Origin of the sequence: Aquibaculum arenosum, assembly GCF_029222965.1 — a bacterium.
GTDB classification, from domain to species: domain Bacteria; phylum Pseudomonadota; class Alphaproteobacteria; order Kiloniellales; family DSM-21159; genus Aquibaculum; species Aquibaculum arenosum.
On the sequence record NZ_JARHUD010000008.1, the window covers coordinates 118385 to 144182 of the forward strand.

General features: G+C 64.7%; 24 protein-coding genes. 6 read left to right on the forward strand and 18 right to left on the reverse strand.

The window, feature by feature from the left end; genetic code table 11:
• Positions 1–35: 35 nt before the first annotated feature.
• From P2G67_RS13430 to glpD, 9 genes are all read right to left on the reverse strand, one after another.
• On the reverse strand, positions 36–695 hold the full coding sequence (locus P2G67_RS13430; protein WP_322099710.1) for an RES family NAD+ phosphorylase: 660 nt from the start codon (positions 693–695) through the stop codon (positions 36–38).
• A gap of 26 nt (positions 696–721) precedes the next feature.
• Positions 722–1111 (reverse strand): MbcA/ParS/Xre antitoxin family protein, encoded by a 390-nt coding sequence (locus tag P2G67_RS13435; protein WP_275823751.1) that lies wholly within the window; start codon positions 1109–1111, stop codon positions 722–724.
• A 151-nt stretch (positions 1112–1262) separates the two neighbouring features.
• A complete protein-coding gene (locus P2G67_RS13440) occupies positions 1263–2054 on the reverse strand; it encodes an ABC transporter ATP-binding protein (protein WP_275823752.1) in 792 nt (263 codons plus the stop codon).
• A 2-nt stretch (positions 2055–2056) separates the two neighbouring features.
• Positions 2057–3304, reverse strand: a complete 1248-nt coding sequence (locus tag P2G67_RS13445) for an ABC transporter substrate-binding protein (protein WP_275823753.1) — start codon at positions 3302–3304, stop codon at positions 2057–2059.
• A gap of 60 nt (positions 3305–3364) precedes the next feature.
• Positions 3365–4438: a branched-chain amino acid ABC transporter permease gene (locus P2G67_RS13450; protein ID WP_275823754.1), complete on the reverse strand. Its 1074-nt coding sequence runs from the start codon at positions 4436–4438 to the stop codon at positions 3365–3367.
• Positions 4439–4441: 3 nt separating this feature from the next.
• Positions 4442–5320, reverse strand: coding sequence for a branched-chain amino acid ABC transporter permease (locus P2G67_RS13455; protein WP_275823755.1), 879 nt, complete (start codon positions 5318–5320; stop codon positions 4442–4444).
• Positions 5320–7275 carry an AMP-dependent synthetase/ligase gene (locus P2G67_RS13460; RefSeq protein ID WP_275823756.1) on the reverse strand — a complete coding sequence of 652 codons (1956 nt, stop codon included), beginning with the start codon at positions 7273–7275 and terminating at the stop codon, positions 5320–5322. The genes P2G67_RS13455 and P2G67_RS13460 overlap by 1 nt, the downstream gene beginning before the upstream one ends.
• Positions 7265–8053 carry an ABC transporter ATP-binding protein gene (locus tag P2G67_RS13465; protein ID WP_275823800.1) on the reverse strand — a complete coding sequence of 263 codons (789 nt, stop codon included), beginning with the start codon at positions 8051–8053 and terminating at the stop codon, positions 7265–7267. The genes P2G67_RS13460 and P2G67_RS13465 overlap by 11 nt, the downstream gene beginning before the upstream one ends.
• Positions 8054–8292: 239 nt before the next feature.
• On the reverse strand, positions 8293–9837 hold the full coding sequence (gene glpD / locus P2G67_RS13470; RefSeq protein WP_275823757.1) for a glycerol-3-phosphate dehydrogenase: 1545 nt from the start codon (positions 9835–9837) through the stop codon (positions 8293–8295).
• A gap of 260 nt (positions 9838–10097) precedes the next feature.
• Between glpD and glpK the strand changes: the two genes are divergently transcribed.
• Entirely contained in the window at positions 10098–11582 is a 1485-nt protein-coding gene (gene glpK, locus P2G67_RS13475) for a glycerol kinase GlpK (protein ID WP_275823758.1), read from the forward strand.
• Between the two features lie 35 nt (positions 11583–11617).
• Here the strand turns inward: glpK and P2G67_RS13480 are convergent, their stop codons facing one another.
• The 5 genes from P2G67_RS13480 to tsaE all read right to left on the reverse strand — a co-directional run bounded on the left by P2G67_RS13480 (position 11618) and on the right by tsaE (position 15142).
• Complete coding sequence (locus P2G67_RS13480) at positions 11618–12403, reverse strand: hydroxypyruvate isomerase family protein (RefSeq protein ID WP_275823759.1); 786 nt, start codon at positions 12401–12403, stop codon at positions 11618–11620.
• A 99-nt stretch (positions 12404–12502) separates the two neighbouring features.
• Complete coding sequence (locus P2G67_RS13485) at positions 12503–12712, reverse strand: DUF3126 family protein (protein WP_275823760.1); 210 nt, start codon at positions 12710–12712, stop codon at positions 12503–12505.
• Positions 12713–12906: 194 nt separating this feature from the next.
• Positions 12907–13647, reverse strand: coding sequence for a nucleotidyltransferase family protein (locus P2G67_RS13490; protein ID WP_275823761.1), 741 nt, complete (start codon positions 13645–13647; stop codon positions 12907–12909).
• Positions 13644–14660 (reverse strand): aminoglycoside phosphotransferase family protein, encoded by a 1017-nt coding sequence (locus P2G67_RS13495; RefSeq protein WP_275823762.1) that lies wholly within the window; start codon positions 14658–14660, stop codon positions 13644–13646. Before P2G67_RS13495 ends, P2G67_RS13490 begins: the two co-directional genes overlap by 4 nt.
• Positions 14657–15142 (reverse strand): tRNA (adenosine(37)-N6)-threonylcarbamoyltransferase complex ATPase subunit type 1 TsaE, encoded by a 486-nt coding sequence (tsaE, locus tag P2G67_RS13500; RefSeq protein WP_275823763.1) that lies wholly within the window; start codon positions 15140–15142, stop codon positions 14657–14659. Before tsaE ends, P2G67_RS13495 begins: the two co-directional genes overlap by 4 nt.
• Before the next feature lie 185 nt (positions 15143–15327).
• On the opposite strand from tsaE, the gene P2G67_RS13505 reads away from it, so the two are divergent.
• The 3 genes from P2G67_RS13505 to P2G67_RS13515 all read left to right on the forward strand — a co-directional run bounded on the left by P2G67_RS13505 (position 15328) and on the right by P2G67_RS13515 (position 18390).
• A complete protein-coding gene (locus P2G67_RS13505) occupies positions 15328–16350 on the forward strand; it encodes an NAD(P)/FAD-dependent oxidoreductase (protein ID WP_275823764.1) in 1023 nt (340 codons plus the stop codon).
• A 205-nt stretch (positions 16351–16555) separates the two neighbouring features.
• A complete protein-coding gene (locus P2G67_RS13510) occupies positions 16556–17782 on the forward strand; it encodes an acyl-CoA dehydrogenase (RefSeq protein WP_275823765.1) in 1227 nt (408 codons plus the stop codon).
• Entirely contained in the window at positions 17779–18390 is a 612-nt protein-coding gene (locus tag P2G67_RS13515; RefSeq protein WP_275823766.1) for a pyridoxamine 5'-phosphate oxidase family protein, read from the forward strand. Before P2G67_RS13510 ends, P2G67_RS13515 begins: the two co-directional genes overlap by 4 nt.
• A 22-nt stretch (positions 18391–18412) precedes the next feature.
• Here the strand turns inward: P2G67_RS13515 and P2G67_RS13520 are convergent, their stop codons facing one another.
• The 3 genes from P2G67_RS13520 to P2G67_RS13530 form a co-directional block, all read right to left on the reverse strand.
• Positions 18413–19384, reverse strand: a complete 972-nt coding sequence (locus tag P2G67_RS13520) for an OmpA family protein (RefSeq protein WP_275823767.1) — start codon at positions 19382–19384, stop codon at positions 18413–18415.
• A 68-nt stretch (positions 19385–19452) separates the two neighbouring features.
• Positions 19453–19827 (reverse strand): hypothetical protein, encoded by a 375-nt coding sequence (locus P2G67_RS13525; protein WP_275823768.1) that lies wholly within the window; start codon positions 19825–19827, stop codon positions 19453–19455.
• A gap of 538 nt (positions 19828–20365) precedes the next feature.
• The gene (locus tag P2G67_RS13530; protein WP_275823769.1) at positions 20366–22096 is read right to left on the reverse strand and encodes a hypothetical protein; all 1731 of its coding nucleotides are present in this window, start codon (positions 22094–22096) and stop codon (positions 20366–20368) included.
• A gap of 125 nt (positions 22097–22221) precedes the next feature.
• Here P2G67_RS13530 and P2G67_RS13535 point away from each other — a divergent pair, with 125 nt between their 5' ends.
• A complete protein-coding gene (locus P2G67_RS13535; RefSeq protein WP_275823770.1) occupies positions 22222–23310 on the forward strand; it encodes a helix-turn-helix transcriptional regulator in 1089 nt (362 codons plus the stop codon).
• 10 nt (positions 23311–23320) lie between these two features.
• On the opposite strand, the gene P2G67_RS13540 is transcribed toward P2G67_RS13535, so the two are convergent.
• Positions 23321–24490 (reverse strand): iron-containing alcohol dehydrogenase, encoded by a 1170-nt coding sequence (locus P2G67_RS13540; protein ID WP_275823771.1) that lies wholly within the window; start codon positions 24488–24490, stop codon positions 23321–23323.
• 191 nt (positions 24491–24681) lie between these two features.
• Here P2G67_RS13540 and P2G67_RS13545 point away from each other — a divergent pair, with 191 nt between their 5' ends.
• Positions 24682–25791 carry a mandelate racemase/muconate lactonizing enzyme family protein gene (locus P2G67_RS13545; RefSeq protein WP_275823772.1) on the forward strand — a complete coding sequence of 370 codons (1110 nt, stop codon included), beginning with the start codon at positions 24682–24684 and terminating at the stop codon, positions 25789–25791.
• Positions 25792–25798 lie beyond the last annotated feature (7 nt).

Sequence of the window (25798 nt, forward strand, 5' to 3'; positions counted from 1 at the left end):
GCCGCCGTGACAGGGAAGACTGCCTCGGGATCTCTTCATCCCTCGATCAAAAATTCCGGGGAGCCGCGCCAGACGAGTGTCCAACTCGCCCCCGGGCGGACGTTCTGTATGATGCCGGGGTCGAATGCGACGAAGCAGCGCCCGCGGACGTGGCGCACAGACGGGTAGATCAGCCCCCGGTGCCCGTTCCGGCGTAGACCGGCAGCGAACAACTGTCCCGCCGGGTAGCCGATCTCAGGATCGGGGTCGAGCACCGCATGCCCGGCGTCCCCGTGCAGATCGGGGAAGTCGCCGATGAAATCTGCAAGCAATTCCACATAGCGGGCTTCGTGATGGTAACGGCCGATATAGGTGAGTTCGCGCGTTCTATGGAAGCCCACCTCCTGGGCACTCGTCAGCATGTCCCAGGCGCAGTACCAGGCCCCCCGATCACCGCTATTAAAGCGGTTGCCGGTCGGCCGCGTGTAGGTGAAAGCTGCGTTGATGTGGCTTTGGCCGTAGAGTGCAAGATCATGCAACCGCCGGGCAAAGACCAGTTCGCGGCGATCGAGCGTTGGAGTGCCTTCGCGTTCAGCAATCAGGCGTGCACTCGTCTCGCCCTCGAGTTCAGCAAGGGCTGCGGCTTCCTCGTCACTTTCAACAAGTCCGCGCAGCACCGGCGGCTTGTGATGCGTTTCGGGGATCAGTCGAACCAAGGCCCGATCGTTGACCGACGTGAGCCTCACACTCCACCCCGCAGCGCATCCATGTAGGCCCGTACACGCATGATCTTCGGCAGCCCGCCCGCCACCATGGCATCGATCGGCCGCTGACCCTCGAACTCCGGGCCGCGGTTCGGCAGCCTGACCCACTCCCGCGAGAGGGGTTCATCGAAATAGAGCTCCAGAGACTTATACAAGCCGATCAGTGCACTCAGTCGCAGCATCTGGTCTTTTGTCAAATCGCCTGCGTAACTCGGTCTTCTTGCGCGCTTCCAGGTCGACTCCGACATGTCGGCCAACGCTGCCGCCTCCCGAAGACTGAGCGACCAATTCCCCGCGATGCGCGCGAAGGCCTTAAGGGCGACTGCTTGTCGGTCAACGACAGGCCGATCCGCAATGAGATTTTCCATTCGGACGCTCCTTTCGTACGACGGAAGTGTATGACCATATGATCTTGATAACAAGACCATATGGTCGGCCAAGAGGGCGCACGGCGCCTCATGCAGGCCGGTTAGACGGAACAGCGCTCAATCCGAGTCGCAAGGGGCTTATCAAGGTCACTCAGGCCAGCCAGCGCTTGCGGCGGCGGTAGTGCTTCACCGCGTGGTAATCCACCTTGCCACCGCCACCGAGGTAGAATTCCTGCACGTCCGGATTCTGCTTCAGAACCTCGGCAGAGCCGTCCATCACGATCTGGCCGTTCTCGACCAGATAGGCATGGCGCACGATCTCCAGGGCAGCGTTGGCATTCTGCTCCACCAGCAGAACGCTGACGCCCTCCCGTTCGTTGATCTCGCGAATGATGGCAAAGATTTCCTGCACCAGCAGCGGTGACAGCCCCAGGGAGGGTTCGTCCAGCATGATCAAGCGCGGCTCGGTCATCAGCGCACGGCCGATCGCCAGCATCTGCTGTTCGCCGCCGGAAAGGTAACCGGCCTTGGCGCGTCCGCGCTCCTTGAGGCGGGGAAAGTAGGTGTAGACCCGCTCGCGCAGTTCAGTGAAGCGCGCCGAGCTTCTGCCGCTCGGAAAGGCGGCAAGCAGATTCTCCTCCGGTGTGAGGTGGCCGAAGATGCGCCGCCCCTCGAGCACATGGACCAGCCCGGCCTCGACACGCTTGGGCGGGCCGAGCGAGAGCAGGTCGAGGTCACCGAATGCGATCTCGCCGCGAGTGACCGCGCCCCGCTCCGGCCCCAGCAGACCGCTGATCGCTTTCAGAGTGGTGCTCTTGCCTGCGCCGTTGGCGCCCAGGAGGGCGACAATGTCGCCCTCCTCGACCTCCAACGACACGCCCTTGATCGCCAGGAAGACCTTGTCATAGACGACTTCCACATTGGACAGGGCGAGCCGGGGCATGATCAGTTGCCTTGCCGGAAGGCCTCGGCGCCCTCCTCGATCTCGACTTGCACGACATCCTGATAGGCTGCCGTCCAATCGGAGACCGGCTCCCAGCGCTCACCGTTCCACTGGGACACACGCCCGGCACCACCGCCCTGATGATCGCTCGCCGTGATGGTGATGGGCGGCATCAGGCCCTCCGCATCGAAGTCGGAAATCATCTCGAAGCCCGCCTTCAGTTTCGGACCGGTCAGAGGCGCGCCCTCGGATTCCAGTGCCAGCCGCGCGGCCTCCACGGCCACCGCCATGGAGGCGACACCCACGTTGTAGTAGCTGGTGCCCACGTTTGCGGCGTCACCCGCGCCGAGGTCGGCGTCGATCACCTTTTCCTGAATGCGCTGCAGGATCGGGGTGTCGGTGCCGCTGGCCGTGGCCTCGAAGCGCTTGACGCCGGCCATGGTGTCGGCGCCGACATTCTCGGCGTCGGTCTCGGCCAGCCAGACGACGGAGTAAATGTCTTCCGGCGAGATGCCGTTACGGATGGCCTCGCGCACCGAGACCGGCTGGCCTCCGCCGGCTCCCCAGATGAAGACATGGTCCGGGCGGAAGTGGCGCACCTCGGTCCAGGTGGCGGACTGTTCATTACCGGGGCTGGGATAAGGGAAGTTGCGCAGTTCGAAGTCCTCCTCCTCGGCCAGCGCCTCCAGGACCGGGAGCGGCTCCCGGCCGAAGGGGGAGTCGATGTGGACCAGCGCGATCTTCTTGCCTTCGAGTCCGCCCTCATTCTCTTCGATATGGTTGGCCAGCACCGTGGCTTGCGACCAGTAGGTCGCCATCATGGGGAAGACATAGGGGAAGGTTTCCCCGTCGCTGGCGTCGCCGCGCCCGTGCAAGGCGGTGATCAGAACGACCTCGTCTTCCAGCACGCTGTCCACCAGTGCCCGGGATACCGGGGTGGAGAAGAAATCGAAGAGAACGGCCCCTTCCTCCTTCGCCCGGTTGTAGGCCTCGATGCCACGCTGCGGCTCATTGCCGTGGTCGCGTACGATGGCCTCGATCATCGTTCCGTCGAGGCCGCCTTCCTCATTGACCAGGGTCAGGTAATCGCGCTGTCCCTGGTTGTACTCACCCGAAACGAAGGTGTAGACGGCCGTAAAGTCCTGCAGGAGGCCGAACTTGATCGCGTCCTCCTGTGCGGCGGCACTGCCGGCCGTCGCCATCGCTGCAGCCAAACTCGCTGCCATGAGTCCGTTCTTGTATCTATTCATCGGCTTTTCCTCCTCTTGCTGATCCCCATTTTCTTTCGTGGGTTCGGGATTATGGGGTCTTCAACTCCTGGAATGGCGGAAGGGCCAGACCAAGAAGTATTTGCGGATATTGTCATAGATTTTGGCGAGGCCCAGAGGCTCGAACAGCAGAAAACCGATGATCAGGGCCCCATAGATCATCAGGGGTACGTGGGCGATGAGATTGGCCGAGATCGCAATCCAGCCGGCGCCGGCGAGCCATGCCACCAAATTGGTGAGGAAAATGGGGATCAACAGCACGAAGCCGGCCCCCAGGAACCCGCCCACGGCGCTCCCCAGGCCGCCGACGAGTACCATGGCGACCAGTTGGATCGAGACGTTGAAAGAGAACTGCTCCGGCGTGACCGCCCGGTAGTAGGCAAAGGCCAGGATCGCCCCTGATACCCCGCCCATGAAGGACGAAGTAAAGAAGGCCACCAGCTTGGTGCGGAAGGGGTCGACCCCGATCACCGCTGCGGCGAAATCCTTGTCCCGAATGGCGACCAACGCTCGGCCGAATGAGGTGCGCTTCACATTGAGAAAGAAGAGCGTCACCAGCACAACCCAGATCAGCGCCAGGTAGTAGCGGGAAACCAGCGAGTCGACCGGCACTAAAAGGAAGGAGACGGTGGGTGTGCGCAAGGTGGCTTGGGCGCCGCCGGAGATTGCCGGCACATTGATGATGACCCAGTCCACCAGATACTGCATGGCCAGGGTGGCCATGACGAGATAGAGCCCCTTGACCCGCAGTGCCGCCATGCCGAACAGCGAGCCGATGACGGCAGCCGTCACTCCAGCGCCAACAAGGGCAATCTCGAAGGGCACACCAAAGCGCACCAGGTGAATCGAACTGTAGGCGCCGATGGCCATCACAGCGGCAAAGCCGAAGTGGAGCTGGCCCGCGGTTCCCATCAGGAGGGTCAGCGAGAGCGCCGCGGCGCTCCAGATCAGCCAAGGCAGCAGATAGCTGCCCAGATAGAGATTCGAGAGGAAGAAGGGCGCCACGACAGCCAGCGCCAGCAGGAAGAGCACCTGCCAACGGTCGGCCGGGACCGGCCAGAGCCGCCGTGCGCTCTGGTAACGTGTGTGATGGACGCCGGCCAGCCGATAGAACAAGGCTCAGATCCTCTCGATGTCTTCGCGACCGAAGATGCCGTAGGGACGCACCATGATGGTGATCAGGATGATCAGCGAGGTGACCACGTCGCGCGTACCTCCGCCCACGATCTGGTCCACGTAGCCTGGGATGATGCTGCCCAGCATGCCGACGATGAGGCCCCCCACCAGCACCCCCAGGATGGAGTCGATCCCGCCCAGGATGACCACGGCGATTGCCGGAAAGAGCAGCATCGAGAGGGTCCAGTCCACGCCCTGAACGGAGCCCCAGAGCACACCCGCGGCAACGGCAGCGATACCCGCAAGCCCCCAGGAAACGCCGATCGCTCGCTCCACCGAGATGCCCACCGCCCAGCTCGATACGTGGTCATCGGACACCGCGCGCAGTTTGGTCCCAAGGCGCGTGCGGAAGAAGAGCAGTGCAGCACCGATCATCAGAAGCGCCAGTGCGCCGCCGATCAGGTAGGAGCGGTTGATGAAGATGTCGCCCACGATGATGGGAGCAAGCCCGATCCCCAGGTCAAGGGGCTTGGGAGCGGCCCCAAGAAGTCCCGGACCGAGACCGCGCAGCAGGATTTCCAACCCCAGGGTCAGCATCACCACCATGATGATCGGCTGGCCCACCATGCGTCGAAGCAGCAAGCGTTCGATCAGCAGACCGAGCCCGAACATGATCGCCAAGCCGAGAAGGATGCTGACAAACAGCGGCAGCCCGTAGCTGGACAACAGCCAGACCATGTAGGCCCCGATCATGACCAGCGCACCTGCGGCGAGATTGGGGACGCCGGAGGATTTGTAGATGAGCACGAAGCCCAGGGCGACCAGGCTGTACATGAGGCCGGTCAGCGCCCCGTTGATCACGAGCTCGGCGAAGTAGTACATCACCCGCCCCCCTCTGTGGTCCGGATGGCCAGCCTGCGGGCAATGACGCCGGTCTGGCCGGTCTCGTAGGTGATGTGCGCCTCGTAATCGACCTCATCCCGCCCGTCGTAGATGGCGGTGATGATGTCCGCGTAGCGCTCGTCGATCAGCTCCCGGCGCAGCTTGCGGGTGCGCGTCACCTCCCCGTCGTCGGGATCGAATTCCTTGTGGAGATTGACGAAGCGGGCGACGTGAAGGCCCTCGGGCATCTTGCCATTCACATCCTGCGCAACGCCTTGGATCAGGTCATAGACGCGGGGCTTCTGGGAGAGGTCCGCATAGGATGTGTAGGAGATACCATTCTCCTGTGCCCACTGTCCCACGGCTTCGAAATCGATGCACACGATGGCCGAGATGAAGGGCCGAGCGGCACCGATCACGCAGGCATCCTTGATGAACTGGCTGAACTTCAGTCGGTTCTCGATGTAGGTGGGGATGTAGCGGCGTCCGTCTGCGGTATGCACGATCTCAGAAACGCGCCCCAGAACCACCAGCGCGCCGTCTTCTTCGAACTGTCCCGCATCTCCCGTGTGAAGCCAGCCATCGCGTAGCGCCTCGGCGGTCGCGGCCTCGTCCCGGAAATAGCCGTCGAACACATTGTCGGCGCGAATCAGGATCTCGCCTTTATCGTCGATCTTGACCTCGATGCCCGGGAAGGGGCGCCCCACCGAGGTCAGGCTTATGTCTTCGCGCGACTGGGCAACGGCCAGGGCGCAGGTTTCGGTCTGTCCGTAGAACTGCCTCAGATCCAGGCCGAGAGCCCGAAAGAAGAGGAAGACATCTTCACCGATTGCCTCGCCGGCCGTGTAGGGCCGTTCGACGCGGGACAAGCCCAGCTGATCGCGAATGGGACGATAGATCAAAAACTCCCCCAGGCCGCGCCTGAGGCGCGCCATGACCCCCGGCTTTTGCCCCTTAAGACGCGCGCGCTCCAACTCGACCGCGAAGGGCATGAAGACTTGATAGAGCCAGCGCTTGAAGGGAGTTGATTCCGCGATCCCCACCTGGACCCGCGTCAGCATCGACGACCAGGCACGCGGACTGGAGAAGTAGAGGGTCGGTGCGATCTCGCGCAGATCATGCAGTGCGGTTTCCTGGGATTCCGGAATGTTGACGATGAAGCGCAACTCCAGCCCCGCCACCACCGAGAAGGCGAAATCCCCGACCCAGGCGGTCGGCAGATAGGCCATATGCACCTCGCCCTGCCGGAAGTAGCCGGCAGCAGCCGCATTGCGTACGCCCGCGAGCAGATGCCCATGCTTGAGCGGCACCCCCTTGGGCGTGGCGGTGGTGCCGGAGGAGTGCAGCAGAATCGCGACATCATGGACGTTTGGCCGTGCAAGAAGGGCATCCCGCAAGGTCGGTTCCTTCTCGAGACGCTCCCGTCCCGCAGCCGCGATGTCCTCGAAGGCTGCCGTTCCGGGCGGTGGCGACGTCGTCAGGCCGCGCGGGTCGTCGTAAACGATCAGGCGCAGCGCGGGATGCTTCTCACGCGCAAGAAGCAGCTTGTCGACCTGCTCCTGGTCCTCTCCCATGGCCAGCTCAATGTCCTCACGAGCAAGCTGGTCTGCGATCTCACCGGGTGGCGTATCGGGATAGGCCGGCGAAGGGATGGCCCGCAGGACGATGGCGCCCAGCATGGCGAAGTAGAGGTTCGGCCGGTTGTCGCCGATAACCATCATGATGTCGCCGGGTGAGACACCCTCTGCTTCCAGGCCCGCGGCAAAGGCCAGCACGACGTCGAGATAATCGGCCCAGGTGTATTCCTGCCAGATTCCCTGATCGCGTTCCCGCAAGGCCACTTCGTCGGGATGTTCGTGCGCATTGCGGGCGAGTACCGCAATCAGGTGGTCATCCGCCTTCCAGTTCGGATGCAGGCCCGCCGCCGACCCGGTCTGTTCCGCATCAAGCAACATCTCGCGCCTTGCCGATGTAGGCTTCCACCACCTGCGGATCTGCGATCGCCTCCCGTGCAGGACCTTCCGCAATCGCCGCGCCATTGTTCAGCACGAGGATCCGCCCGCAGATCGCCGTCACGACATCCATGTGATGTTCGATGATGAGCACCGTCAGCCCGAGCGCCTCCTGCGCATCGAGGATGAAACGGACCATGTATTCCTTTTCTTCCTGATTCATGCCGGCCATCGGCTCGTCGAGCACCAGGAACCGTGGCTCGGCACAGAGCGCGCGCGCCAGTTCCACACGCTTCTGCAATCCCAGGGGAATGACGTCGACATGCTCGTCGCGCACGCTTTCCAACTGGAGAAGGTCAATCACCTCCTCCACCTTCCGCCGATGCGCGATCTCCTCGCGCTGCGCCCACCACCAGTAGAACAGGGACGCGAGCGGGTTGGGATTCATGAAAATGTGACGGCCCATCAGGATGTTATCGAGCACCGTCATCCCGCGGAAAAGCGCCACATTCTGGAAGGTGCGGGCGATCCCGCAGCGGGCGATGTGGTGGGGCTTCAGATCGTTGAGCCTGCGCCCTTCGAAGGTGATGGAGCCTTCTTGCGGCGGATAGAAGCCGGTGATGGCGTTGACGAGGGTGGTCTTGCCAGACCCATTGGGCCCGACGAGACCGAAGATATCCCCCCTGCCGATTGTCACCGACACGCCCTTCAGGGCATGAAGCCCCCCGAACCAGCGGCTGACATTGCTGCAGACGAGAGCCGGCTCCTGCCCGGACGCCATCGTCAAGCGTCACGCCCGCAGATGCGGCTGCCACCTGAAGCGGTGACAGGAAGTGCAGTCAGCGAGTGCGTCACGCGTGCCCCTCCCAAAGCTTGCATGAAGGTTGGCCAACGCATCTTGCGTGCGTTCCTTTAGGCAGCCCGCCTCATCATAACACGGGAGGAAGTCTACAGCCGCTTCGCGAATCTTGTAAACGGGCAGTTGCAACGCCAGTGCCAAGGCAACAAAAGCCTACGGCGTCAGGACGGCAGCGATGCTCCCTGCACCAACTTCCTCGCAGGAACGTCGGGCGTGCCCTGGAACCAGCGCTCCACCTTCTCAGCCGTCCCCTCGGGCAGGTGCAATCCCAGCTTGGAGCGGCGCCAGAGCACGTCTTCGGCCGTGGTCGCCCATTCCTGGCGCAGCAGGTAATCCAGCTCCGCTTCATAGAGACCGCCGCCGAAGTCCTCACCGAGAGCGGCTGGAGAACTGGCGCCCTGCAGCAGGGCTTCGACGCGGGTACCGTAGGCGCGTGCCCAACGGCGCAGCAGGTCGGGCGAGAAGGCCGGATGGCGGCGCTGCATCGTCTGTAGATAGGCGTCGAAATCAGCGCCGGGCATGTCGCCACCGGGCAGCGGCGCCTGCGCGGTCCAGGCGGCCGCCTCGACGCCCAGCATCGGCTGCAGGCGCTCAAGGGCGTGTTCGGCCAGTTTGCGGTAAGTCGTGATCTTGCCGCCAAAGATCGAGAGCAGCGGCGCCCGCTCTGCGCCGTCGCCATCGAGGTCGAAGACGTAGTCCCGCGTTACGGCCGAGGCATTGGCGTTGCGGTCGTCGTAGAGCGGCCGCACGCCGGAATAGCTCCAAACCACATCGCCCGGACTCACGCTGCTGCGCAGATAGCGGTTCACCGCTTCGCAGAGATAGCGCGTCTCGTCCTCGTCGATCGCCACCGCAGCCGGGTCCCCGTCGTAAGGAATGTCCGTGGTGCCGATCAGGGTGAAGCGCTGCTCGTAAGGGATGGCGAAGACGATGCGCTTGTCGGGGTTCTGGAAGATGTAGGCGCGGTCGTGGTTCTGGATACGCGGCACGACGATGTGGCTGCCCTTGATCAGGCGCACCCCTCCCGGCCGTTCCAGGCCGATGGTCTCGCCGAGAACGCTGTTGACCCAAGGGCCGGCCGCGTTGACCAGCGCACGGGCGAAGACCTGTTGGCGCCCAGCGGGGCCCTCCAGGGTCGCTTCCCAGCCGCCCTCCACCCGACGGGCGTGGGTGCAGCGCGTGCGCACCCGGATTTCGGCGCCGCGCTCAACGGCGTCGCGGGCGTTGAGCACCACAAGGCGCGCATCCTCCACCCAGCAGTCCGAATATTCAAAGGCCTTGCCGAATGCGGGCTTGAGCGCTTCGCCGGCCGCATTGCGTCGGAGGTCTAGGCTGCGCGACGCCGGCAGGCGCTCGCGCCCACCTAGGTGGTCGTAGAGGAAGAGTCCAAGGCGGATCATCCAGGCCGGCCGCTGTCCGGCATCGTGCGGCAGCACGAAGCGCAGCGGCCAAACGATGTGGGGCGCCGCGCGCAGCAGCACCTCGCGCTCGCGCAGGGCCTCACGCACCAGCTTGAACTCGTAGTACTCGAGATAGCGCAAGCCGCCGTGAATCAGTTTGGTGCTGGCCGAAGAGGTGGCGCCGGCCAGATCCCCCTGCTCGCACAGCACCACGCGCAGACCACGGCCGGCGGCATCGCGCGCTATGCCCGCGCCATTGATGCCACCGCCGATCACCAGAAGATCGAAGGTCTGCGCCTCTGCCACTTATTTCGCACCCAACAAGGTTCGCCACGACGCGCCGATTGCGCGCTTCTCTTGCGGAAAATGAAATCTAAGCGAACAAAAGTCTGTTCGAAAGTGAAAACACGATGACAGTCTCATGCCAGCCGGGGCAGGAGTGCGAGCGGACGTGAGGCGGGACCGAGGCGGGAAACCGTAACGGTTGACGCCCGCCTTTCGCTATCGAAGATAACGGCAGGCAAAGACCGCGCTTCAGGCGCCGGCAAGCAAGGGACGAGGGTGGCATGGCGGAAGACTGCATTCTGGCAATCGACCAGGGGACGACCAGCACACGGGCAATCGTGTTCGACCGTGACGGCCGGCCGCGGGCCAGCGCCCAGCGCGAGTTCCGCCAGATCTATCCTGCCGACGGCTGGGTCGAGCACGACCCCGAAGAAATCTGGGCCAGCACCCTGACAGTCAGCCGCGCCGCCCTGCGCGATGCCGAGGCCAAGGGGCTGACCGTCCGGGCCATCGGCATCACCAATCAGCGCGAAACCAGTGTGGTCTGGGAGCGCGACAGCGGCCGGGCGATCCACGACGCCATCGTCTGGCAGGACCGCCGCACCGCCGCCCTCTGCGATAAGCTGCGCAGCCCCGAGGTGGAGCAGATGGTGGCTGAGCGCTCGGGGCTGCGCATCGACCCCTACTTTTCCGCCACCAAGATCGCCTGGATACTGGACAATGTGGACGGCGCCCGGCTCAAGGCTGAGGGCGGCGACCTGGCCTTCGGCACCATCGACAGCTTCCTGCTCTGGCGCCTGACCGGCGGCCGGGTCCACGCCACCGACGCCACCAACGCCTGCCGCACGGGGCTCTACAACATCCACGACATGGCCTGGGACCCGGAGCTGCTGCGCCTCTACCGGGTGCCGGAAGCGCTGCTGCCGCGGGTGGAAGACTGCACCGCCGACTTCGGCACCACAGACCCGGAACTCTTCGGGCGCCCGATCCCCATCCTGGGCATGGCGGGCGACCAGCAGGCGGCTGCCATCGGCCAAACCTGCTTCAGCGAAGGCTCGATCAAGTCGACCTATGGCACCGGCTGCTTCGTCATTCTCAACACCGGGGATCAGCCGGTGCTGTCGCGCAACCGGTTGCTGACCACCATCTGCTACCGCATCGGTGGCAAGACCACCTACGCCATCGAAGGCTCGATCTTCATCTCGGGCGCCACGGTGCAGTGGCTGCGCGACGGCCTGGGCATCATCAAGCGCGCCTCGGACACCGAGGCTTTGGCCCGCAGCACGCAGTCGAATGCCGGAGTCTACCTCGTCCCGGCCTTCACCGGCCTGGGCGCCCCCTACTGGGACTCCGCGGCCCGTGGCGGGCTCTTCGGGCTGACGCGCGATACCGGGCCGGCACAGATCGCCCGCGCGGCGCTGGAATCAGTCTGCTACCAGACCCGCGACCTCTTCGAGGCCATGGCCGAGGACGGGGTGCGCCCCAAGGCGCTGCGGGTCGATGGCGGCATGGTGGCCAATGACTGGATGCTGCAGTTCTTGGCCGACATCCTGGCCATCCCGGTGGACCGGCCGGAGGTGCCGGAAACCACGGCGCTTGGCGCGGCCTACCTGGCCGGCCTGCAGGCCGGGCTCTACGGCTCGCTCGAGGAGATCGCCGGGCAGTGGCGCCACCAAGCCCGCTTCGAGCCGCGCCTGGCCGAGCAGGACCGCAAGCAGCTCCTGCAGGGCTGGGACGCCGCGGTGACGCGGGTGCGCACCGGCTAAGGGGTCACCGCTGCACCAGTCCCCGTTCCGGCGCCTCAGCTGATGGCGCGGGTGAAGTCCGCCATCCAGCCCAGCCCGTCTTCCGTGCGACCGGCAGGCCGATACTCCGCCGCCAGTGCATCGTCATAGCCCGTGGCCCGCAGAGCGGCGATGGCCGAGAGCAGGTCCAATGTGCCCGTCCCCGGCTCATGCCGGCCGGGATTGTCGGCAAACTGCACGTGGCCGATGTGGTGCCCGGCACGGGTGATCGCTTCGTTCAGTGAGGGTTCGGTGATGGCCATGTGGTAGAAATCGAACTGCAGCTGCAGATTCTCACGCTCCGCGCGGGCCAGCGCCTCCAACCCAGAATCGAGGGAGTTCAGGAAGAAGCCCGGCACATCCACCGGGTTGATCGCCTCCACCTGCACGGCCAGACCCGCCTCGCCCAACCGGTCGGCGGCCAGGCGCAGATTGCTGATCAGGGTCTTCCAGATTTCCTCGCGCGGTGCATCGGATGGCGGCTTGCCGGCCAGGACGTTGATCTTGCGCGCGCCCAGGCCGCGGGCGTAGTCGAGACAGGTGTCCACTGCCGCGCGGAAGTCGGCCTCACGGCCGGGCAAGCTGGCCAACCCGGCCTCACCCGCCTCCGGATCGCCGGCCGGCACGTTGATCAGCACAATGTCCACCCCGGCCGCGTCACGCGCACGCTGCAGCTCCTCCAGCGTATGGAAGTGGGGGAACTGGATCTCCACAGTTGAGAAGCCGGCCGCAGCCGCGGCGCCGAAGCGCTCGCTCATGGGCCGGTCGTCGAACAGCATCGACAGGTTGGCTGCCAGGTACACGGAAAACGCCCTCCTCCCCTCTTGTTCACGGCCGGCACCACGCCTGCCATGTGTGTATCGTCCAGGCGCTCAGCCTGGCCGCTCATCAAGGCCGGTGCGTCACTCCAGGTCTTCGGCCAGGATCGAGATGTGCAGGTCGTAGGAGACCTCGCCGTCCTCTTCATCGCGGTGCAGGACGCCGACAAACTCCTCGCCGGAGTAAACTTCGATGGGCGCGCCGGCCTTGGCGGGCGCCTGAATGGAGATGCTGTCGCTCTCGAAGGTGCGGCGCAGATAGCTCTGAACCTTGGCGATCTCATTCGGGGTCATGAATACACTCTCCTGATACCTTTACTCGGATACTTTTGTAGGGAGGTTGGCGAAGCCACTTCTCCCCCATGTTTCGTCTAGGTTCCGTCCAGGATGCTTCTCGCGCGCGATGACGGCATCTCACGCCGGGGTCACGGCCACTGTTTTGGGACTGCAGACTGCCGGACGCAAGACCTGGGACAGTTCTGCAGTCGTCAATCGGCGCGCTCAGGGCGCGGCGCACCCAACTCATAGGTCAGTTCCTGCTCTGCCAGGGCCAGCGCCTCAGGCGTGCCCACATGATACCAGGGCCCCTCATGGCGCAGGCCCCAAAGACGCTCGCTCTCCAGCGCGCGGTCCCAGAGCAGATTGAAGGAAAAGGCGCCGGACGGCGCGTCCCGGAGCAGGCGCGGATGCACCAGTTGCACCCCAGCATAGGCAAAGGGCGCCACCTCGCGCTCAATCCGGCGCCGCACCCGGCCGTCCGGCGTGAGGAAGAAATCTCCCAGCCCCTCGAAACCGAGTGCGGAGACCGTCGGCTGCAACAGCAACAGCGCATCCATCTGCGCTTCATCCCAGGCCTCGCAGAGACGCCGGAGTGCCGGCTTCGCCCCATCGAGCCAGAGCGCATCGCCGTTGACCACGAAGAAGGCTGTATCGCCCAGCAGCGGCAGCGCCTTTGCAACGCCGCCGCCGGTATCGAGCAGGTCCAACTCCTCCGAAAAGATCACCTGAGGCCGATTACGCTCTGCAAGACTGCGGCGCAGCTCTTCACCCAGATGATGCAAATTGACCACCGCTTGCTCCACACCGGCCTCGCCCAGCCGGTCCAGCGCGCGTTCAGCCAGGGAGCGTCCTTGCACGGGCAGCAAAGGCTTGGGGGTCTTGTCCGTGAGCGGGCGCATGCGCTCGCCTCGGCCGGCGGCCAGAAGCATGGCGCGGGTGGGTCGGATCATGCGGCGGCTCCCCTGTCCGGCACCCGGCGCAGCTCGCCGGGCAGATAACGCGCAAACCAGTCGTTGAGCGGTGCCAGCTCCGGCCGCTCCAGGGCCCGATCCAGCAGGCGCCACAGGCGCGGAACGTGCCGGAGATAACCCGGCTTGCCGTCCCGGCGGTCGAGCCGCACGAAGACCCCCAGGATGCGCACCGTGCGCTGGGCGCCGAGGACCCAATACGCGGCCTTCAGGGTCTGCGGATCGATCTCGCCGGCAAAGGCAACGCAGTAGCGTTCAAACATGGCGCGCTCGATCTCCGCCGGCACATCGCGCCGGGCATCCTGCAGCAGGGAGACCAGATCATAGGCCGGCGACCCCAAAATCGCGTCCTGGAAATCCAAGAGCCCGCAGGCCGTCACCCCGGGCCGATCGGGCAACACCATCAGATTGTCCACATGGTAGTCGCGCAGCACCAGGGTGGGCGGCAAAGCAAAAGCCGGCGGCAACACCGCCTCCCAGGCTTCGCGGAAACGTTCGCGCATCAGGGCGTCGACGTCACGGCCGGTCAAGGCGGGCAGCATCCAGTCCAGGAGCAGTTCTGCCTCCAGCGGTAAGGAGCGCGCATCGAAGGCCGACAACCCAGCGCCCAACGACGGGTCCCAACGGCGGTGCAGCACGATGAGCGTGTCGGTAGCCAGTTGATAGAGTGCGCTTTCATCCGCCCCCTCGGCGAGTGCCCGGGTGAAGGTTCGGTCGCCCAGATCTTCCAGCAGCAGAAACCCCTGCTCCAGGTCGGCCGCCAGTACGCGTGGAGGCGAAAGCTCCAGGGCGGCGAGTATCTCCGCCACCTGCCGGAACGCCTCGGGCTTTTCTTGATCCGGGGGCGCATCCATCAGGACGGCACGTCGTGTTCCCACCGTCACCCGATGATAGCTGCGAAAAGAGGCATCGGCGGCGAGCAGCCGGATATCGGCGCCGGTCCATCCAGCCGCAGCGAGAAAGTCTCCGGCCGCGGCCCTGCGCGTGGGTGTCACGCCAGCCCCTCCTGCCATTCGCGCAACCGAGCCTGCCATGCGCCGCTGGCGTAAAGGCTGGCCCGTCGACCCTCCCCCGCGTGCTGAAGGCACACTTCCAGGCGCTCAGCCGGCAGTGCCGCCCCCAGCCGTTCCGGCCATTCAATCAGGCTCACACCCTCGGCCAAGGCCTCCTCCAGTCCCAGTTCCCAGGCTTCATCGGCGGCTTCGAGTCGATAAAGATCGAAATGCCATAGCTCCAGTTCCCCGCGGTGATAGGTCTGCACCAGGGTGAAGGTGGGGCTTGGCACCTCCTCCGCCGGTCCGGGCAAAGCATTCACCAGGGCGCGCACGAAGGCCGTCTTGCCGGCACCCAGGTCCCCGAAGAGCGCGATCACGTCGCCAACGTGCAAAAGTGGCGCCAACCGCTGCGCAAGCGCGGCCGTTGCCGCCTCGTCGGGCAGATCGAAAGTGAGCGGGTCCGGTACTGGCGACTGCGGCATGGGGCGGTTCTACACGGGGCTTCAGCGTCATCGCAACGCCCAAGAACGACCAACGCCTCGGCACGCACCACGCGCCTGCGCGCCGGTGGAGTTGCATCGCCGGCTCCGCCCGGCCATCTTCCGATCCAGCGTGGGCACCCCCCGCGCTCAACCCTTTCCCAGTGCGACCCCGCTTCGGAGTGCTCATGCCCGCGCAGCCCTTGTACAGCGATGTTGCCATCGTCGGTGCCGGTCCAGTCGGACTTTTCGCCGTCTTCGAATGCGGCATGCTGCGCATGCGCTGCCAGGTGATCGATCCCCTGGATGTGATCGGCGGGCAGTGCGCCGCGCTCTATCCCGAAAAGCCCATCTTCGACATCCCCGGCTATCCGCGCATCGGCGCTGGAGAGTTGATCGAGCGCTTGCGCGAACAGGCCGCGCCCTTCGAGCCGGGCTATCACCTTGGGCAGAGCGTGGTTGGGCTCGAGCGGCGGGACGAGGGCTGGCGGCTCACCACCTCCAAGGGCCGGGTCATCCAGGCCAAGGCGGTGATCATCGCTGCCGGCGCCGGCGCCTTCGGGCCCAACCGGCCGCCGCTGGCCGACCTGGAGCACTATGAGGGCCGCTCAGTCTTCTATGCCGTCACTCAACCCGAGAGCCTGCGCGGCAAGCGGGTGGTGATCGCCGGCGGCGGCGATTCGGCGCTCGACTGGTCCATTCTGCTCGCCGACATTGCCGAGAAGGTCTACGTGATCCACCGCCGCGCCAAGTTCCGCGGCGCGCCGGAATCCGTGGCCCGGCTGCACGCTTTGGCCGAGGCGGGCAAAGTCGAGCTTGTGGTGCCCTGCCAGCTTCACCGCCTGGAAGGCGACACCGCGGCGGGACAGCTCTCGGCCGTGGTGGCCCGGGACCTGGACGGGCAGGAGCGGCGCCTGGATGCGGACACGCTGTTGCCCTTCTTCGGACTGTCGATGAACCTGGGACCCATTGCCGAGTGGGGGCTGGCACTGCACAAGGGGCAGGTCGCGGTGGATCCGACCACCTGCGAGACCTCCCTGCCCGGCGTCTTCGCCATCGGCGACATCGCGGACTATCCGCGCAAGCTGAAGCTGATCCTCACCGGCTTTGCCGAGGCTGCGAGCGCCGCCCACGCCATTCATCCCCTGGTCCATCCGGACGAGGAGCTGCACTGGGAGTACTCGACCACCAAGGGTGTGCCCGGCCTCTGACGCCTGCGGTCAAGCGCCGCTGCGGGCTGGGCCGCTTGCTTGCCGGGCCGCGGGCGCTATGCCATTGTGCACTGCCGTTACTGCGGACGAGGTCCGGCGCCGGCAAGCCGCGCGATCGCGAGCCCCGTCTCGCCGATCCGGGCCGCGCTGCGAGCGTCCGGCAGGAACACCCGTTCAAGGTCAATCATCGACGGAGACCCGCGTTATGAGCCCAGCCGCCCAGCCGGCCCAGGACCAGGACAAGATCAAGAGCGACACCGCCACGCCTTTCGTATGGGAAGACCCCCTCCTGCTCGACGAGCAGCTTACGGAAGATGAGCGCATGGTGCGCGATGCAGCCCGCGACTACTGCCGCGATAAGCTGATGCCGCGGGTCCTGGAAGCCAATCGCCATGAGCGCTTCGATCGCGAGATCATGAACGAGATGGGCGAATTGGGCTTCCTGGGGGCGACTCTCCCGGAGAAGTACGGCTGCGCCGGCGTCAACTACGTCTGCTACGGCCTGATCGCCCGCGAGGTGGAGCGGGTGGACAGCGGCTACCGCTCCGCCATGAGCGTGCAGTCCTCCCTCGTCATGCACCCGATCCACACCTACGGCACCGAAGCGCAGCGCGACAAGTACCTGCCGAAGCTGGCCAGTGGTGAATGGGTGGGCTGTTTCGGATTGACCGAGCCCGACGCCGGCTCCGACCCCGGCTCCATGCGCACCACCGCGAAGAAGGTGGACGGCGGCTATGTGCTGAACGGCACAAAGATGTGGATCACCAACTCGCCGATCGCCGATGTCTTCGTGGTCTGGGCCAAGACCGAGGACGGCAAGATCCGCGGTTTCGTGCTGGAGAAGGGCATGAAGGGCCTTTCCGCGCCGAAGATCGAAGGCAAGTTCTCGCTGCGCGCGTCGACCACCGGCGAAATTGTCATGGACAATGTCGAGGTGCCGGAAGACGCCCTGCTGCCCAACGTCTCGGGCCTACGCGGCCCCTTTGGCTGCCTCAATCGGGCGCGCTACGGCATCGCCTGGGGCGCACTGGGCGCCGCCGAGTTCTGCTGGCACGCCGCGCGGCAGTACACCCTGGACCGCCAGATGTTCGGCCGCCCGCTTGCCGCCACGCAGCTCATGCAGAAGAAGCTGGCCGACATGCAGACCGAGATCACCATCGGCCTGCAGACCTGCCTGCGCATCGGCCGGCTGATTGACGAGGGCAAGATGATGCCCGAGGCCATCTCCCTGGCGAAGCGCAACTCCTGCGGCAAGGCCCTCGACATCGCCCGCGTCGCCCGCGACATGCACGGCGGCAACGGCATCGCTGACGAGTTCCATGTCATCCGTCACGTCATGAACCTGGAGGCCGTCAACACCTACGAGGGCACCCATGACGTCCATGCCCTGATCCTGGGGCGGGCGCAGACCGGCATTCAGGCCTTCGGATGAGCGCGATCGACAGCGTTCAGTCGCTGCGCGCGCACTACGGCGAGCCCAGCGAAACAGCCCAACGCAAACAGATCGACCGGCTGGACGAGCACTGCCGCACGCTGATCGCCGCTGCGCCCTTCGTGGTCATCGGCACGGCAAACGCCCGCGGGGAGCAGGATGTCAGCCCCCGCGGCGACCCGCCGGGCTTCGTCAAGGTGTTGGACGACCGGCACCTGCTGATCCCCGACCGGCCCGGCAACCGCCGCGTGGACAGTCTCTCCAACCTGCTGGAAAACCCAGGCATCGGGCTGCTCTTCATGATCCCGGGGATGACCGAGACCCTGCGGATCAACGGCCGCGGGCGCATCGTCACCGACCCGGAGGTGCTGGCCGATCTGGCGGTGCAGGGCAAACCGGCCGTCAGCGCCATCCTGGTGGAGGTCGAGACGGCCTACATGCACTGCGGCAAGGCGCTGATCCGCTCCAAGCTCTGGGCCCAGGAGAGCCAGGTGGACCGCAAATCACTGCCCTCACTCGGACGCATCCTGGCCGACCAGATCCAGGGCCTGAACGCGCGCGAGCAGGAAGAGCGCCTGGAAGAAGCTTACCGCACACGGCTCTACTGAGGGCAGGGCTCAAACAGCTATACTACCGGTCGTCAGCAAGCAGCTCGACGATCTCCACACGCCGGTTTAGCGCCCTGCCCTCTTCGGTCCTGTTTGTCGAGGCGGGGGCGACCATCCCGGCGCCCGCGGGGATGAGGCGTGCGGCGGCGATGCCGTAGCGAGCCACCAGTGCGTCAACAACCGCCTGGGCCCGCCGTTGCGATAGGGCGAGGTTGTAGTCAAAGCCGCCGAAGGAATCGGTGTGGCCGACAATCACGACCTCGAGGCTCGGGTCCTCCTTAAGAAAGCGCACCAGTTCAACAAGCTGTGCATCGGACTCCGGCCGAAGGTCGGCGGAATCGAAGTCGAAATAGATGCCATAAACCGCAATGCGTCCGTCCGCTGCAAAGGCCTCCTCCATGGCAGAGGCCTCCACCAACATGATCTGGTCAGCTTCCATCTCGTCCGTTTCAACAAGCGTCAGTGCCACATGCGGGATCACCGCTGCGCCCGACCCAGTTTCTACCGACAGCATACTGACAAACACTCCGTCCTTGCCCGCCAGAAAATAAATCGACCTGTCCCAGGTGGTCGGCATCCCGATGATGCCGCGGGCGCTGTCCCAGAATGACGAGATGCCGCCGCGCTCGGTACAGTCGTCGCGCACGCAGAAGAGGATCGTTTCAAAGCCGCCGGCTTCCAGCGCCTGCTGGTAGTTGCGCATGACCTCGAGTCCGGACCGCCCCTCGGGACCGTCGTAGCGGATCGAGGTCACCGTGCCGGCAACTTCCATCGTCCAGGCTTCCGGGGTTCGATCTTCACCAGCCGGCACAATCCGGTTAGGCAGCGCGACCTCATCATAGGCACGCTTCTCGTAGAAGCTGATTTCGGAGCCGGTATAGCGGCCGACCAGCGGATGATCGCCCGCTCCGGCCACATCCTGTGCAAGCGCCGCCGAAGCGCAAGAGCCGACAACAGCAGCCACAAGTACCGCCCAGAACCTGACTAACCTCATGATGCCCTCCTCAGACCAACCATTTGATGTAGCCCCGATCACAACTGTTTGGCCGATCTGCAGAGCATCTACTCGACCAGAAGATCAAGGATCGACACCTCGAAGCCGCTGCTCCTTTTTACGATGAGGGCTGTGGCCCTCACCTGAAAGGCGTCGGCCTCTACAAGGCAGACGCCATTCGTTACGTCTGGAAACTGCTCGTAGCTTTTGGTCAGGCAGCGAAATGTCGGACGATCCCAGTGAACGGCGAAAGACTTAAGATTGGCAAAGCCCGTTGCTTCGATCAGCGCCTGCTCGACTTGGCCTGTGAGACTTCGCGCGTCAGCGCCGAACAGGAGTTCCGGTGCAGCTGTTCCGGAGGGCTGGAAGAACTGAATATTGTCAGCATTGCTTGTGTACGCCGACAGGCTGAGAAATAGCGAGGCAAGCAGTATTAATCGCAAGCGCCTCCTCCGTCCCATGGCTATGGCGCGACACACTTTTTGCCATCCTGGCATGCGATAGCGCGCGAGAGCTCGCCTTCTGTCGGACTGAACAAAAGGTCGTCGTTACAGGGAGTGGCGCGGAAGACAAATTGGCCCTCCTCTTGGCGAATGAACATCAGTGCCGGGTCTGGGCCTGTTGGCACGCTTCCACACGCATCGTGGTATATGCACGAGGATCTGACAGTGACCTCGAAAGCCGCCCGGATGTCAAAACCGCTGGGGCGCGCTAGGTGGCCTTCGAAGCGAGCATTAAAAGGGGCGCGACCCTGGGTGTCGTGATCAAATGCGGGCATGGGCTCAGTGGGAACAAGAGTGCCGTAGGCGATGAAGTAGGTTCCGGGTCTCCCATCGTGGGAGGCGAGCATGCGCTCTACGCTGCGCTCCGGATAGGGGCACGTCAGTGCCAGCGCCGGCCCGACAAGAAGCTGGCTCAGCACCGCCAGACAGACTGTTGCCAGTAACCCGCGGTGGAACCAGTTCGCATGGAAAGTATGCCTCATGGCTCGACAAACCCTCCCTCCACTCCCGGAAGATCGCCGGTCCGCCGATACTGCGTTTCCATCGGCGTGGAGACACCCGGGATGGAAAGCCGCGTCTCCAAGGTGGTCTCCGTGCAGATGTAATCCATTGAGACCACCTCTGGCGTAGAGGGTGTGGGAACCGCCGCCGTGATGGTTTGACCATCCGGATAGGTCATCGATATCTCGCCCGCCACGGCGGCGCGATCATGGCACAGGTTGAGTCTGCCCTCGCCAGTCGACCAGCGGCCTGCTGTCTGCCCGTGTACTTCCCCTCCACCCGTCGAGTCATCGAGAGCCTCGAACGTGAGGTCAGCGGTCAATTCCCCCGTCCAGAAGGTGCCATCGGACCCGAATAGTCTGACGACATTACGGCGCTCACCCCGAGGAATGTCGAGACCTTCGAGTTCTCGCTGCATCCAGGCGATTGGCCCGCCACCGCTTTGTGTCCAGGCCCCCACGACGCAGGCATCGGTAACATCGAGGTCGCCACACGACCCGCAGCCCGCTTCCAGTTCTCCCGTGATCCGAAGCTGAAGATTTCTGTTGCCTGCCGCAAATCCCGCGAAGCGAAATCGGCTACTGTCTCCGGCTCGCGACTCGACTCTCTCCGGCAGCGCGCCCCACGTCTCCGCCAGCGAACGTACAGCATGCGCCTGTGCCGGATCAGCACTCGGCCGCCATCGGCCACACTCAAACTCGATCCAGCCCCGCTGCAGCACGAAGGGCTCGAGTATCACAGGTTCAACTCGCGTCTCGGACCAGCGCCAGGTATCGCCCTCGGTCGGGTTGCTCGGCAGCGCACCGCCGTCGGGGTAAGTGATATCCTGGTCCAGGTAGGCCTGTGCGAACGCAAGCCATTCGTCGGCGTCTAGTACCGCCCGCATCGCTGACCGCTGCGCGGAGGCAGCCGGACTGCCGGCCATCTGCTGCAGGAAGGGGAGAATGCCGCTCGAACCGCGTTCTCCGCCGAGCCAGAAGAAAAAGACAGAGGCCGGATATGCCAGCTCGTACAGCGGTGTATCCGCAGACAATCTATCGAAAGCGGCGACAAGGCGCGAAAGCTCCTCGCGATCGGAAACCGCCAAACCGGCAAACCAATCTGCCGATCCTTCGAGCCACCAATCACCGCCCGAACCAGTGCCGGCTCGACCGCTGCTCATCTGGGCGGACGAAAGAGTCGCGAACTGAACGCAATGAAAAATCTCGTGGGCGGTCACCGGCGCGGCTTCAGTAACAGCGGTGCTGCTCGTCAGAAGATGAACGGAGATGCGGCATTCGCCATCGCTGGCGCCAGCGCTTCCGGCAATGTTGCTGAACCCTTCGCTATCTCCCTCCTCGCGTGGCGGAAGGCCGTCGATCAGAAGGATCGTCACGTCATCCATGCGAAACGGACCGATTTCTGCGAGCGCCGCCACAGCTCCGCGAATTCCGCGCTCGTAGTCTGCCAGCGCGCCCGGTGACAAGGCCCACCCCGCATGAAGGTCATGCACAAGGCGAATGTGGCGTATGCCCTCTTCGGTAGCCACCGGCACACGCAGCCGTTCCTCACAAGTAAAACCCGTCCCAGCCAGTCGGTCGTCAAATCGTAACCGATAGGACTCTTGCGTGCAGTCGCCGAATTCCGCCTTTGCGGCACTCGTCATGACGGCCAGGATCACCGATGCGACTATCGTGCTTAGCACCAATCCGCTTGCAGGCTGCACCATTGACTCCTCGGCAGACCATTCTCGAACTTGCTTAGCATCTTTATGACGAGCGATCATCGACCGAACGGTCGATACTGTGCACAATATGTTTGTTGATGGCAGCTATTCGTGTCTTGGCGCTACACATGGCAAATCAGCTCCCAAACCTCATCGGTCTGATTTACGAAACCGTCTTCGATGACGAACTTTGGCCTCAGGTACTCCTTCGCCTGGCAGAACTTGCCGGAGTTGATGTCCCAGCAATCGGGTTCTTCGACCCCCTGACCGGTCGAGTATCCGCCATTGCTCCTCGAACGGACCCGGCCGATCTGCTGAAATTCAGAAACGATTGGGCGGGGCGTACGACACTGTTCTCGGACTTATCCGCTGTTGACGTGGGAGATGTCGTCAGCTTGCAAGATCTCGTCCCTGTTTCGGCATTGAGGCGCTCTGCGGTTTTCAACGAATTGCTCAGGCCGATGGGATTGGGTTCCGCTGCGCTTCTTGCAAACGTGGCCGCATCCGGCGGCGCACAAGCCGTTCTGGGGCTTTATCGAGAAGCGCCCGCGCAGGATCAGCCCTTCGAGCAGCAACAGGTCGAGACCGTAGCGATCGTGGTGCGGCACATCGCGCGGGCGATCGAACTTCGGAAGCAGGCGAGCGCCCTGCGTCTGCGCGAGGCCGCGGCGCTGCGTTCACTCGAGCACCTTCGAAAGGGCTTTGTCCTGCTGGATGCTGCGGGACACGTCCTTTTTGCCAACGGACTCGCCTCCCGGATCGTCGATACCTCTGGCCGAGCTAGCGATGACTTCTTCGAACTGCTGGGCCTGAGGACAAGAAAGGCCGTGGCCGAGCGAACAGGAGAAACCATCAACGTGCCTCGAGACGGGCAACGCTCTGCCTTGAAGCTGGCGCTGCTACCCCTAAGGGAAGGCGCAGCAGCGAGCGCTCAGACCTGCCTGGACCTTCTCGGTCCCGCGGTCATTGCCATCATCACGGATCCCGATCTGGATGCCGATCATCGCTGTGCCGCTCTTCAGGAGCGCTACGGGCTTACGCCGGCGGAGGCGGCTTTTGCCCTTGAAATCCGCAAGGGCGACGGGCGCGAAGCTGCGGCGGGCCGCCGAGGTATTTCAGTGTCCACCGCCCATACGCACCTTCACCGGATTTTCGAGAAGACAGGCGTGACGCGCCAGGCAGAACTTGTGCGCCTGATGCTGGATGAAGATCGTTAGGTTTCGTGCATCAAAGCGGCTCGCTCTGCAGGGCGTATACAAGAGCGCGCAGATCCTCCGGGGTGCAGATGCGGCAATTGGCCTGCAGCATGGGCTGGTTCTCCTCCCGTAAAGCCACCTCCAGCAGTTGCGACGCCTCCAGACCGGGCGGAAGCGCTAGATCCAGTCCCTGTTCCTGGAGAAAAGCTGAGAAGGCAGGGGCGAGACGGCCCGCGAGATCGGTCTCGCTTCCTCCCTCCAGCCCAAACGCCCGGGCTACCTCTGCATGAGCCGCAGGTGCCGCAGCCGCATTGCCGGCGAGCGCAACCCGCAGGCTCATCCCTACCGCGCGGCCATGGTGCACATGTCCCAAAACTCCCAGCGCGTGGCCCAGTGCATGGGCCACTCCAGTCCCTGCCAGATCAATGGCCTGCCCCGCCAGCCAGGAGGCAAGCAGCATCTCCCCGCGAGCTTCCAGGTCCTCGGGCATTGCCAGGGCGCGTGGCAAGGCGCGGCGCACCAGGCGGATGGCCTGCAGGGCCGGGGCGCCCACCAGGGGATGGCTGCGCCGCGAAGTGAAAGCCTCAATGGCATGGACCAGGGCATCGACGCCGGTTGCCGCCGTAAGCGCCGGCGGCAGGGTAAGTGTGAGTTCCGGATCCAACAGCGCGGCACGGGCGCGCAAGCCCTCGCCCCAGGCCCAAACTTTGGCGCCGGACGCGAGTGTGAGGATCGCCGTACGCGTGGCTTCCGAGCCGGTGCCGGCGGTGGTGGGGATCAGCACCATCGGCAGGGCGCCGTCAGGAAAGGCCTGCGCACCAAGGCAGTAGCCGGCGACCCCGTCAGTCGCTGGCGCCATTGCCGCGACCAACTTGGCCATGTCCAGTGCCGAGCCACCGCCCAAGCCGACCACCGCCTGCGCCCCGAAATCCCGCGCTTCGGCTGCAGCAAGATCGATGTCTTCGGCCAGGGGATCGCTGCGCACATTCGTCATCACCGCAACCTGATGACCGGCCTGTCGCAGCGCGTCGGCCGCGCGCTCCCCACTGCGCGCCACACCGGGGTCCACCAGCAACAGCACGCGCGCCACCGCGCCGCAGTCTTGCGCCAGGATGGCAGGCAGACGCACCAGGCTGCCGACGCCGAAGTGTAGGCGGGGAGAAACGGCCTCGATCGACGCGACGGCATTGGCTGCGGGCATGCGCCTGGTCCCTCACAATACTGGCGCGGCTTCACGCGCGTGCCTCGCTCCAGAACACCACGGTGCGACGCCACAAGGCACCTTGTCCAGTGCTGGTGATGCGCGATTTGGTTGAAAGTGCGTTGACCCCTGCCTCGCCACGCCGCAGGCTTCACAAATGCGCGGCGAACCGGGTTGCAAGGGGCGAGGCCATGAAGATCACCCGCATCGAACAGAGTCGCCATCGGCTTGAACTGGATCCACCCTTCCATCCCTCCTGGGACACGCGGGTGCGGCGCCACTTCGACGTTCACCTGGTTCGCATTGAGACCGACGAGGGCTTGGTGGGCGTGGGCTCGGGCGATGCCATGGCGGGCTTCGCCGGCCACGAAGAGCTCTTCATCGGCCGCGACCCACGCGACATGGAACGTCACTTCCGGGTGATCGAGAACCTTTCCTTCCACTACGGCCGCTGCTGGCCGCTCGACATCGCGCTCTGGGATCTCTTCGGGCAGATCACCGAACAGCCGCTCTGGCGGCTGCTGGGGGGGCGCGCCGATGGCGTACACGCCTATGCCTCTTCCGGCAGCCTGCGCGACCCCGAGGAACTGGCCGATCTGGCGCAGTTGGTCGCCGAGGAGGGCTTCACCGCCCTGAAGATCCGCTTTCAGCGCAAGCGCTGGCGCGACGACATCGACGTGCTGGCCGCGGTGCGCGACGCCGTGGGCGATTCCCTGGCCCTCATGGTCGACTGCAATCAGGGCTGGAGGATGCCCTGGGACACGGCACAGCCATGGAGCCTGAAACAGGCCCAAGCGGTGGCCAAGGAACTGGAAGGCCTGGATGTCTACTGGATGGAGGAGCCGCTGCATCGCGGCGACTACGAGGGCATGCGGCGTCTGCGGGAAAGCACCAGCGTACGCATTGCCGGGGGTGAGATGACCCGGGAGCTGCACGAACTACGCGAGCTGGTCGATCGGCGCTGCCTCGACGTGCTGCAGCCCGACGCCGTGGTGACCGGCGGCATCACCGGCTTGCGCCGCATCGCCGAGCAGGCACTGGCGTGCGGCCTGGAGTTCACGCCGCACACCTGGGGCAACGGCATCGGGCTGCTCGCCAACGCTCATCTGGCCGCCGGCTGCGCCGGCTCACGCTATCTGGAGTTTCCCTTTGACCCGCCGGCCTGGACGCCGGAACGGCGCGACTTCCCGCTAGTCGAGCCGCTGATCGCCGGCGAGGACGGCTGGCTACAACTCAGCGAGGAGCCCGGGCTGGGCCTGGAACTGGACGAGGACTATCTGGAGTCCACGCGCATCGCATAGACCGCAG

Coding starts and splice junctions, on each gene's coding strand:
- P2G67_RS13445 (WP_275823753.1), bottom strand. CDS start 3,304: ATGAATAGATACAAGAACGGACTCATGGCAGCGAGTTTGGCTGCAGCG.
- tsaE (WP_275823763.1), bottom strand. CDS start 15,142: ATGCCGCAGTCGCCAGTACCGGACCCGCTCACTTTCGATCTGCCCGAC.
- P2G67_RS13520 (WP_275823767.1), bottom strand. CDS start 19,384: ATGAGGTTAGTCAGGTTCTGGGCGGTACTTGTGGCTGCTGTTGTCGGC.
- P2G67_RS13515 (WP_275823766.1), top strand. CDS start 17,779: ATGAGCGCGATCGACAGCGTTCAGTCGCTGCGCGCGCACTACGGCGAG.
- P2G67_RS13545 (WP_275823772.1), top strand. CDS start 24,682: ATGAAGATCACCCGCATCGAACAGAGTCGCCATCGGCTTGAACTGGAT.
- P2G67_RS13530 (WP_275823769.1), bottom strand. CDS start 22,096: ATGGTGCAGCCTGCAAGCGGATTGGTGCTAAGCACGATAGTCGCATCG.
- glpK (WP_275823758.1), top strand. CDS start 10,098: ATGGCGGAAGACTGCATTCTGGCAATCGACCAGGGGACGACCAGCACA.
- P2G67_RS13490 (WP_275823761.1), bottom strand. CDS start 13,647: ATGATCCGACCCACCCGCGCCATGCTTCTGGCCGCCGGCCGAGGCGAG.
- P2G67_RS13465 (WP_275823800.1), bottom strand. CDS start 8,053: ATGGCGTCCGGGCAGGAGCCGGCTCTCGTCTGCAGCAATGTCAGCCGC.
- P2G67_RS13485 (WP_275823760.1), bottom strand. CDS start 12,712: ATGACCCCGAATGAGATCGCCAAGGTTCAGAGCTATCTGCGCCGCACC.
- P2G67_RS13435 (WP_275823751.1), bottom strand. CDS start 1,111: ATGGAAAATCTCATTGCGGATCGGCCTGTCGTTGACCGACAAGCAGTC.
- P2G67_RS13460 (WP_275823756.1), bottom strand. CDS start 7,275: ATGTTGCTTGATGCGGAACAGACCGGGTCGGCGGCGGGCCTGCATCCG.
- P2G67_RS13505 (WP_275823764.1), top strand. CDS start 15,328: ATGCCCGCGCAGCCCTTGTACAGCGATGTTGCCATCGTCGGTGCCGGT.
- P2G67_RS13455 (WP_275823755.1), bottom strand. CDS start 5,320: ATGTACTACTTCGCCGAGCTCGTGATCAACGGGGCGCTGACCGGCCTC.
- P2G67_RS13535 (WP_275823770.1), top strand. CDS start 22,222: ATGGCAAATCAGCTCCCAAACCTCATCGGTCTGATTTACGAAACCGTC.
- P2G67_RS13440 (WP_275823752.1), bottom strand. CDS start 2,054: ATGCCCCGGCTCGCCCTGTCCAATGTGGAAGTCGTCTATGACAAGGTC.
- P2G67_RS13510 (WP_275823765.1), top strand. CDS start 16,556: ATGAGCCCAGCCGCCCAGCCGGCCCAGGACCAGGACAAGATCAAGAGC.
- P2G67_RS13540 (WP_275823771.1), bottom strand. CDS start 24,490: ATGCCCGCAGCCAATGCCGTCGCGTCGATCGAGGCCGTTTCTCCCCGC.